Origin of the sequence: Mycobacterium sp. (genome assembly GCF_035570115.1) — a bacterium.
Taxonomy (GTDB): domain Bacteria; phylum Actinomycetota; class Actinomycetes; order Mycobacteriales; family Mycobacteriaceae; genus Mycobacterium.
The window spans coordinates 1-8970 of the sequence record NZ_DATMLH010000014.1 but is presented as its reverse complement, the minus strand read 5'-3'; the positions used below and the strand labels follow the sequence as shown (position 1 = coordinate 8970).

The following is an 8970-nucleotide window of genomic DNA, read 5'->3' as shown; positions in this document are numbered from 1 at the left end:
TCGAAAGCCAGCCGGACCACTTCGTCGGCCCGAAGCGACGTCACATGGTTCAGGGCTCGTTTCGTGCCCTGCACGGCCAACGGCGCCAGAGCCGCAATGCGCTTTGCGATTTCGCGAGCGCACGGCAATACCTCGCCCGGTTCGTCGACGATGTCAGTCACCATGCCGAGCTGGTAGGCAGTAGTCGCGTCGAGCGGATCACCGGTGAGCAGGTGACGTCGCGCCCGTAGCATGCCGGCCGCCTGCGGCCACACCAGGCAGCCGCCGTCGCCGGCCACGAGACCCACCTTGACATGGGTGTCGGCCAGTTCCGCGGTTCTTGCTGCGACCACAACGTCGCACATCAGCGCCACGGTTGCACCCAGGCCAATCGCCGGGCCCTGCACCGCAGCGACGATGGGCTGAGGCAGGTCCAAAAAAGACCGCAGCAACCTCACGCCCGCTTCGACGGTTTCGCGTCGCGAATCGGCGTCGTCATGCGCGGCCCGCATCAAAGCAAAGTCCCCGCCGGCTGAGAACGCCCTTCCGGTGGAGCCCAGCACGATCGCGCGGACGCCATCGTCTTTAGCGAGGTCTTCAAGCGCCGTCGCCAGTTCTATCTGCAACTGATTGTCGAAGCGATTCAACAGTTTTGGACGAACCAGCGATATCTCGCTGACACCCTCGCCGCGGGAGCTTATGGATAGTGCTTCGAGGCTGGTGCTCATGAGGCCTTTCCCCGTATTATTAAGACTTGTAAGCTCATAAATCTACATGATCGAAGGTGATACCCAAAGTGGCATTTGTCGACGTCGATGATGGCGTGCGGATTCACGTGCAGGATCTCGGCGATGGGCCCGCCGTGGCGTTAATTTCCGGCTTCGGCCTCGATCACGAGCTGTGGGATCGCCAGGTACGTGTACTCACAGACCGCGGCCTTCGCGTCCTGTGCGTAGACCAACGCGGCCACGGGTTCTCCGATAACCCATTGCATGGCTACGACATCGAGCGCCTGGCGGCCGATCTCGTCACCGTGCTCGACCGACTCGAAGTTGGTGGCGCGACGGTAGTCGGTCACTCATTCGGCGGGCAGGTGGCATTTCGCGCCGCCGCGACCGCGCCCGAATTGGTCACCGCGCTGGTGCTTGTCGGGTCAAACGGCGTTCGCGCCAGCCGCAGCGAAAGCTTTCCATTCGGCGGGCCGCCCGGGCCACTGTTGGAGAGCATGCTGGCTGACGAGCACGCTAACCGGCTGGGGGCCCGGTACCGCACGATCGCGTCAGCTTTCGCGCACGAGCCGGATCCCAGAACGGTCGATTGGCTGGTCCGCTGCTCGCTTCGGATGCCCTCGTGGGCCGCGGTGGCCAGCTATCGGTCGCTGCTCACGACCGATCTGCTCGCCGACATCCCGCGGGTCATCCAGCCGGTGCTGCAGATCGTCGGTGCCACCGACCCGGTGCACTCGGCCAAGGGCGCCCGCTGGCTGCAGCAGCAGCTACCCGACGCCACCCTGGTTGAAATCCTCGACTGCGGACATTATCCGATGCTGGAGGCACCGGACGCATTCGAATCAGCGCTGCTCAAATTCATCGCCGCTTAGCAGCCGGCTCCAGCTCCAGGGCTCGAACCGATGCTAATGCCATCTGGGACAGCAGTTCCTCGGCCTGCTTGGCACGTCGCCCCCCCGGCGGCCGCAGCGCTTCGGAGAACAACAGCAATTGGACGCCCCGCGTGGCGGTGATGATCTCGTCGGTCGAACGGTTGGGGTAGCAGCGCTTCAGACAATCGATCCACCGTTGGGTGATGCGACGTTGCCGACGGTCGTGTTCCCGGCGATAACGCTCGGCCAGTGAGCGCTGCTCGCGGAGCCAGATTGACACCAATCGCTCGTGGCTCCTCGCCAAGCCCACAAACGCGCGCACCAGTTTGTTCAGCTCAGCGTTGGGATCCTCTTCGGGCTCCCCGAGACGCACCAGAATTGTGTCGAGGGTCTTATCGAACAGGGCCGCCAAGATCGCGTCCTTGCTGGGAAAGTGTCGATAGATGGCCGACCCGGCGGTACCGGCGACTTTGCCGATCTCGTCGACGCCAACACCGTCGAAACTACGCTCGAAGAACAGCTTCTCGGCAGCAGCCAGGATCTCTTCGTCGCGCGTCACCTCAGCAGCTTCTCATAGGCCGAGGCTCTGTCCGATGATGACCTTCATGATTTCGCTGGACCCCCCGTAAATCCGGCTCACCCGGCCGTCGAGGTAGGCATTGCCCAACCGGGAGTCGCCCCGCAGCGCGGTCGACGGGTGCGACAGCGCCAGACATCGGTCCACAACCCGGCCCTGCAGCTCGGTGCAGTACAGCTTGGCGATTGCGGCGTCGTTGCCGCTGAGCCGGCCCTGGACGTGGCGCAATAACGCCTGATCGACAAGCGCCTGACCGGCCGCCACCTCGGCCGCGCACTGGCCCAGCGTGAACTTGACCTCCTGGCCCGCGTTGGCGCCCTGCCGGTGATCCTCAACTGCCCAAGAAAGCGCTGCGGCGGCTGCGGCCTGCGAATTCACCGCAATCGACAAGCGTTCCTGCGCGAGGTTCGACGTCAGATAAGTGAACCCTTCGTTCTCGACTCCTAGGAGGTTCTCGACGGGGATCCTCATGTCAGTGAACGAGATCTCGGCCAGGTCCTGCGCGCGAAGGCCCAGCTTGTCGAGCTTACGGCCGCGCGCGAAGCCGGGTGTCGAGGTATCCACGAGAAGCAGGCTGATGCCGCGCCGACCCGCGTCAGGGTCGGTCTTGACCGCCAGGATCACCAGATCAGCGGCGGCACCGTTAGAGATGAACGTCTTGGCGCCGTTGACCACGTAGTGATCCCCGCACCGACGAGCGCGCGTCGACATCGCCTTGAGATCTGACCCGGCACCCGGCTCGGACAGCCCCAGCGCGACGACGACATCGCCGGTAACCATCCGCGGCAGCCAGGTCGCGCGTTGTTCCGGCGAACCGTGATTCAGCAGATAGGGCAAACAGATATCGGTCTGGACACGCAAGCCGCCGATGGCCAGGCCGAGCGCTTGGATCTCTTCGGTGACAACGACACTGTGCCGATAGTCCGAACCGGGCATGCCACCAAACTCCTCCGGCACACCAATTCCGAGAATGCCGATGTCGGCCGCTGCCCGCCAAAAGCGCCGCGACGGCTTCCCGTCGGCCAGCCAAGTCGAATACTCCGGTACCACGTGGTCGTTGAGGAAGCGGCGCACCGCGTGACGGAACTGCTCTTGCTCGGGTGTGAATACCGGCCGGGCCGGCGAGGTCGTCACTTACCGGAAGTCCATCCAGTGACCATGCGGGGTCCATCCGAACGCAAACGGCAACTCGATGGTGCAGATCGGCCCCTTGGTAACGTCATCGGTGTCGAAAATCAGGTATTCGCCACGCTTTTCGGCCCACCAGGACACCGGGACGATTAGGTAGCCGTCACCCTCCGGCGAATTTTTGTGGCGCGGCGCGAAGCTGGCTTCCAGGACCGCGGCCGGCTCCCCGTCGCGGATCTGATACACCTGCTCGGACAGGGTCTCCATGTCGGTGACCACCAGGCTGTTCATCGACATACCGTTGCGCTTGACCACGCCGCCAACCTGATAACCCCATCGGTAGCCCTTGCCGAAAAACCGCTCGTCGACCTTGGGAAGTTCACTGGGCCGGTCCGAAAGCTGTTCGCTCGTCGCGTCGCCGGTGGCAAGGTCGATCGTCCAGCGGCCCAGCCGGCTCGAGGCGATCGAGAAGAACAAGGCGACCTCATCGCCTTCCGCGAAGTCCTGCTCGAACGGAAATGGCGGCCGGTTGAAGATCGGTGCGTCCAAGAGCAGCTTGCCGTCGCGGACATTGGCCTGCATCGTGTGCATCACGTACTGGAGCGGCAGATCGGTTGTGATCCAGCGAATGTCGGCTTCCATGTCGTCGCGCGGGATCAGCGCCAGCACGATCGGCAGGTCGGTTTCCCAGCCCCAGATGCCGAGCCCTTTTGCAATGCGCTCCTTGCTCACCGTGAAGGGCTGAAACGGCATCACGATCAATTCCGGGGTCAGCCAAATATCGTGAGCCACTGAGTTGTACGGCGCGTCCCACAACTCGCGCGAGTCGACGCGCCCGTCAGGATGAACCGTATGCAGGGTGACGAACGGCGCAGTGTCCCGATACGTCCAGCCATAGAGCACGCCGCTATCGTGGTCCCATTTCGGGTGGGCGGCAAAGGCGCAGTCTCCAAACACCACGGGGTCGTGCAACCCCGCTGATAACGCCGGTGACCAGTCCACGATCCCCTTGGTCTCCAACGTGATCGGGTCGATGGCAATCGGTGCGCCGCCTTGCTCTCCGGATACCACCATGTTTCCCGCGAACGGGAACACATTGACGTTGTTCACGCCCTGCGGGGTGCACCGATTGTGGCCGTCGCGTTCGACGTCCCCGTAGGCGAAGTCACGCCAGTCATGAAAGCCACCATCGCTCCAGGCGAACAGGCCGCGCCGGTGCTTTTCCTCCAGCAGATATTTCGGCGTCCGCACCCAGCGGTTCCGAAAGTCCGCGCGCCCGTTCTCGAACGTGATCGCCTGGACCATGCCGTCCATGCTCAGCAATGGGTTGGTGCCCTGTTTGGTCGGACGCTTCCAGGTCGGTCCCACGCGGTAGTAGCCACCGGCAAGATCCTTGGGGATCTCGCCCTGGCTGACGATGCATTCTTCGACGGTGGCCTCGAACCGCATCGGCGTGAACGGACCTCTAAGCGCCGTCTCCTGCGGTAGTGGATATCCCATAACGCTCCTCGTAAGTCTTGGGCCGTATCAGCGTGGCTCTACCATCGTAAACGTTCGTTATCTCGATTGCCCGGCCGAGGGCTCTGCGTTGTCACGATATCGGCCACGCACACGACATCCCCTTAACCTTCGGCGCCATGGGAGTGCCTTTTGATGGCAATGTTGACCAGGTAGAAGCTCCCCACATACCATTCGAGACGAATCGACTCATAATCGCTGCGAGTATCGCGGGCGCTTGCCTGCGAACCTCCGCGAGCGGTCGTTCTGCTAAGGAGCTGAGATGGACGCGGTGGGACTTACCGAGGAGCAACGGGACTTCGCCCTTGCCGTCCGCGAGTTCTGTCGCAAGGAATGCGGCACCCGCGAGCAGCGCGATGCATTGACCGACAATGGCGCCGAGCAACACCATGCTGGCCTGTATCAGAAGCTGGCAGAGGTCGGCTATCTCGGCGTGTCGATTCCCGAAGAGTATGGCGGTAGCGGCGGCGGACTCACCGAGCAGGTCATCTTGTTCGAGCAACTGTGGCGGGGTCTCGCGCCGGTCCACGGAGCCGGCAGCTCGCATACCGTAGCCGGCATCTACAAGAGGTTTGCCACCGAGGACCAGAAAAAAGCCGCGCTGGGCTCGATCTGCTCGGGCAAGGTGATGTCGATCAGCATTTCCGAACCCGGTGCGGGCTCGGATGCCGCGGCGGTCAGCTGCAAAGCCGAGAAGGTCGAGGGCGGCTGGCGCGTGCGGGGACAGAAAACATGGTGCTCCGATGCACAATTCGCGACCGCGATCCTGGTCGTGGTGCGGACTTCACGCGGTGTCCGACCGCACGACGGTCTGACGCTGCTGGAGGTGCCCGCCGACGCGGACGGCCTACAAATCCGCCCGATCGCAACGATGGGCGGTAGCGAGGTCAATGACCTGTTTTTCACCGATGTCTTTGTCCCGCAATCAGCCGTGGTAGGCACCGAGGGCAACGCGTGGAAGCAAATAATGGCCGGCCTGAACGGCGAACGACTGGTTTGCGCGGCGCAGGGCCTGGGCATGGCGCAGCGCGCCTTCGACGACCTGCTGGCGTACGTAGCCGAGCGTGAACAGTTCGGCGCACCGATCGGGTCGTTCCAGGCGCTCCGGCATCGCATCGCCGACCTGGCTATTGAGATCGAAGCCGCACGGGCGCTCACTTATGCGACCGTGCACCACATCGAGCATCAGATCGGCACGCCCGAGGAGTGGGTGCGCGCGACGTCAATGTCCAAGGTCAAGGTGACCGAGACAGCCAAAAAGGTTGCGCTGGAAGGTGTTCAGATGATGGGCGGCTACGGTTACAGTAACGAGTTCGACATGCAGCGCCACCTGCGACTAAGCATTGCTCCCACAATTTACGCGGGAACCAACGAGATCCAGCGCGACATCATCTCGTCCACATTCGGCCTGCGCCCGGCCCGCTGAGGAAGATCTAGGGGGTGACGCTTGACACATTGCGCAGCGAAGAATCATAATTGAGACGGTCTGACTCATAATCACGACAGGGGCGGGACAACAGGGACGCGGTCTCCCGGAACTTGAGATTCCAACAAAGGCATAGATTGGTTCTCTGGGAGCGGTTCGGCTCTGCCATACGCCTGACCAGCCATCACATATCGATAGGACTCGACATGACAGCCACCAAACCCGTCATCAGCGTGTTCGACTCAGAGACCTATGCCAACGGCGACCCGACCACATTTGGCCTGCCGCTGGACCAGTACAGCTACTTGCGCGATGAACAACCCTGCTATCTGCACGAGTTCAACGACCCGATGCTGATCGAACGGGCATGGGTAATCAGCCGCAACGAGGACATTTGGGCCGTCGACAAGAACCAGGAGCTGTATTCGGCGGCCGGCGGGTACGTCAACATGTGGCGGGTCGCCCCGATCTCGCCAAATCCGGAGCTGGGCGGCAAGCCCGCGATGCTGGTGATGGACGGCGAGAAGCATCGCGGCCAGCGTGCGGTGATGAGCAAGGGCCTTGGGCCGACGATGGTGAAGAAGCTCGAGGAGAAGTTCCGCGAGTACGCGATCAACATCGTCGACGCCGCGTTGGCGAAGGGCACCTTAAACTTCGTCGAGGACATCGGCCACGCCATGCCGATGGAGGCCCTCGGTGACGTGCTCGGCGTGCCCAAGGGCGACCGCCCCCAGTTCTTCAAGTGGGTGGACACCTTCGCCGCCCCGTTCGACACCCGCATCACGCCGTCGTTCGAGTACGTCATCAACGCGATCATGAGCCTGCTGAACTACTCGACGGAGCTGGGCGAGCAGAAGCGGCTGGAGCCGGGTGACGACGTCATCACCAAGCTGGTGCAGGCCGGCGCCGACGTGATCTCGGCCGACGAGCTGCAGGGCAATGTTGCGCTGCTGGCCAGTGGCGCCGCCGAGAGCACCAGGACCGCCCTGTCGCACGGCATTTGGGAGCTGATGCGCCGCCCGGACCAGATGGCCTGGATGCGCGAACACGCCGACGACATCCCCGCCACCGCCATCCAGGAGATCGTCCGGATCGCTTCGCCGTTCACCCACCTGGTGCGCACCGCGACCGCCGACCACGAGTTGCACGGCCAGAAGATCAAAAAGGACGACATCGTCCTGATGCTCTTCGCCGCAGGCAATTTCGACGACCGGGTGTTCGACAACCCGACCGATTTCGATCTGTCCCGTGAGAAAAACCCGCACGTCAGCTTCGGCCGTGGTCCGCATCAGTGCCTCGGCAAACACGTCGCCTCGCTGGAGATGAAGATTCTCTTCGAGGAGCTGTTGCAGCGCACCAAGGACATCAAGCCCGCCGGCGATATTGTTTACCTGCGCGATGCCTACTCGCGCGGCGTCTACCAGCTACCGGTCACTATCACACCGGCCTGAAGGCCAGGCCAGGGAGGCCAGAAACCATGAAAGTCATCGTTGAATTGGATCGGTGCGAGTTGCACGGGGATTGCGTGCTGGCAGCGCCGGAGGTCTTCGATATCGGTGACGATGACGAAGTGGTATCGCTTTTGAATGACGAGCCCGGCGAGGAGTTACGCGCCAAAGTCGAAGAGGCTGTGCGCAACTGTCCCGTCACCGCGATCCGGCTGCAGGACTGAACCTCGTGCGGTCGATCGTGGTCGCGGGTGCTGGCCTGGCCGGCTTCCGTGCCGCTCAGTCGCTCCGCAAGAACGGCTTCACCGGCAAGCTGACGATCATCGGTGATGAGGTGCACCGGCCCTACGATCGACCGCCTTTGTCCAAGCAGCTGCTGTCGGGGATCTACACCCGCGATCAGTGCATGCTGCCCGGTGAGGTCGAGGAGGTGACCTGGCTGCTCGGCCAGCCGATAGCCAGCCTGGACCGCAGCCGCGGGCTGATCACCATGGCCGACGGAACGGAGGTCGGCTATGACGGCCTGGTCATTGCCACCGGACGGCGTGCAAGGCCGTGGCCCGGCCCCGCGCCGGCCGACGGAGTCGTGGTCCTGCGCTCGTTCGACGACGTCGAACGCTTTCAGGGCGCGGTGGTCGATGACTCCAAGTTGGTGATCATCGGTGCCGGTTTCATCGGCTGCGAGGTGGCCGCCACCCTGCGCCAGCGAGGCGTTGACGTCACGATCGTCGACATTTGCGAATACCCGATGCCCGCGATCGGCCCGGAAGTCGGGAAACGCGCTATCGAACTGCACACCGCGCACGGGGTGAAGTTCCGGCTCGGCCAGGGCGTCGCATCGATCGACGGCACCGATCGGGTCACGGGGCTGACCCTCGCCGACGGGGAACGACTCGACGCCGACGTGGTTCTCGTGGCGATCGGCACGGTGGCGAACTCCGAGTGGCTGGCCGGGACCGGCATCGCCCTCGACGGCGGCGCGGTGGTCTGCGATATCTACTGCGGCGCGCTGGACAGCATGGGCGAACCGATCCCCGGTGTCACCGCAGCCGGCGACGTCGCGGCATGGCCACACCGACACGGCACGACACCCGTGTGCATCGAGCACTGGTCCAACGCCAGAGACATGGCCGACTGCGCAGCGGCGAACCTGCTTGCGGAGCCGCCCGAGCGGCGGCCGCTGAATTCGGTACCCGCCTTCTGGTCCGATCAGTACAACGTCAAATTCAAGTCCGCCGGATATCTACGCGCGGCCGACCGCTTCACAGTCGTCTCCGAAGACTGGGACAACACC

Annotated in this window: 9 protein-coding genes; 5 read left to right on the top strand and 4 right to left on the bottom strand. The window is 63.4% G+C overall.

The annotated features are described in order from the left end of the window. The coding region (locus VNW74_RS00965) for an enoyl-CoA hydratase/isomerase family protein (RefSeq protein ID WP_325674736.1) at positions 1-707 on the bottom strand (707 nt) is incomplete at its 3' end. A gap of 68 nt (positions 708-775) precedes the next feature. On the opposite strand from VNW74_RS00965, the gene VNW74_RS00960 reads away from it, so the two are divergent. Then, positions 776-1579, top strand: a complete 804-nt coding sequence (locus tag VNW74_RS00960) for an alpha/beta hydrolase (RefSeq protein WP_325674735.1) — start codon at positions 776-778, stop codon at positions 1577-1579. Here VNW74_RS00960 and VNW74_RS00955 read toward each other — a convergent pair. The 3 genes from VNW74_RS00955 to VNW74_RS00945 are packed head-to-tail and all read right to left on the bottom strand — an operon-like array spanning position 1566 to position 4784. Next, positions 1566-2138, bottom strand: coding sequence for a helix-turn-helix domain-containing protein (locus VNW74_RS00955; RefSeq protein ID WP_325674734.1), 573 nt, complete (start codon positions 2136-2138; stop codon positions 1566-1568). The two genes, VNW74_RS00960 and VNW74_RS00955, sit on opposite strands and share 14 nt — an antisense overlap. Before the next feature lie 12 nt (positions 2139-2150). Continuing rightward, positions 2151-3290 carry an acyl-CoA dehydrogenase family protein gene (locus VNW74_RS00950; RefSeq protein ID WP_325674733.1) on the bottom strand — a complete coding sequence of 380 codons (1140 nt, stop codon included), beginning with the start codon at positions 3288-3290 and terminating at the stop codon, positions 2151-2153. Further along, positions 3291-4784, bottom strand: a complete 1494-nt coding sequence (locus tag VNW74_RS00945; RefSeq protein ID WP_325674732.1) for a carotenoid oxygenase family protein — start codon at positions 4782-4784, stop codon at positions 3291-3293. 280 nt (positions 4785-5064) lie between these two features. On the opposite strand from VNW74_RS00945, the gene VNW74_RS00940 reads away from it, so the two are divergent. The 4 genes from VNW74_RS00940 to VNW74_RS00925 form a co-directional block, all read left to right on the top strand. Then, the gene (locus tag VNW74_RS00940; protein WP_325674731.1) at positions 5065-6228 is read left to right on the top strand and encodes an acyl-CoA dehydrogenase family protein; all 1164 of its coding nucleotides are present in this window, start codon (positions 5065-5067) and stop codon (positions 6226-6228) included. Positions 6229-6434: 206 nt separating this feature from the next. Next, entirely contained in the window at positions 6435-7679 is a 1245-nt protein-coding gene (locus tag VNW74_RS00935) for a cytochrome P450 (RefSeq protein ID WP_325674730.1), read from the top strand. A 26-nt stretch (positions 7680-7705) separates the two neighbouring features. Further along, entirely contained in the window at positions 7706-7900 is a 195-nt protein-coding gene (locus tag VNW74_RS00930) for a ferredoxin (protein WP_325674729.1), read from the top strand. A 5-nt stretch (positions 7901-7905) separates the two neighbouring features. Then, a partial coding sequence (locus VNW74_RS00925) for an NAD(P)/FAD-dependent oxidoreductase (protein ID WP_325674728.1) occupies positions 7906-8970 on the top strand: 1065 nt, incomplete at its 3' end.

Coding starts and splice junctions, on each gene's coding strand:
- VNW74_RS00935 (WP_325674730.1), top strand. CDS start 6,435: ATGACAGCCACCAAACCCGTCATCAGCGTGTTCGACTCAGAGACCTAT.
- VNW74_RS00930 (WP_325674729.1), top strand. CDS start 7,706: ATGAAAGTCATCGTTGAATTGGATCGGTGCGAGTTGCACGGGGATTGC.
- VNW74_RS00945 (WP_325674732.1), bottom strand. CDS start 4,784: ATGGGATATCCACTACCGCAGGAGACGGCGCTTAGAGGTCCGTTCACG.
- VNW74_RS00940 (WP_325674731.1), top strand. CDS start 5,065: ATGGACGCGGTGGGACTTACCGAGGAGCAACGGGACTTCGCCCTTGCC.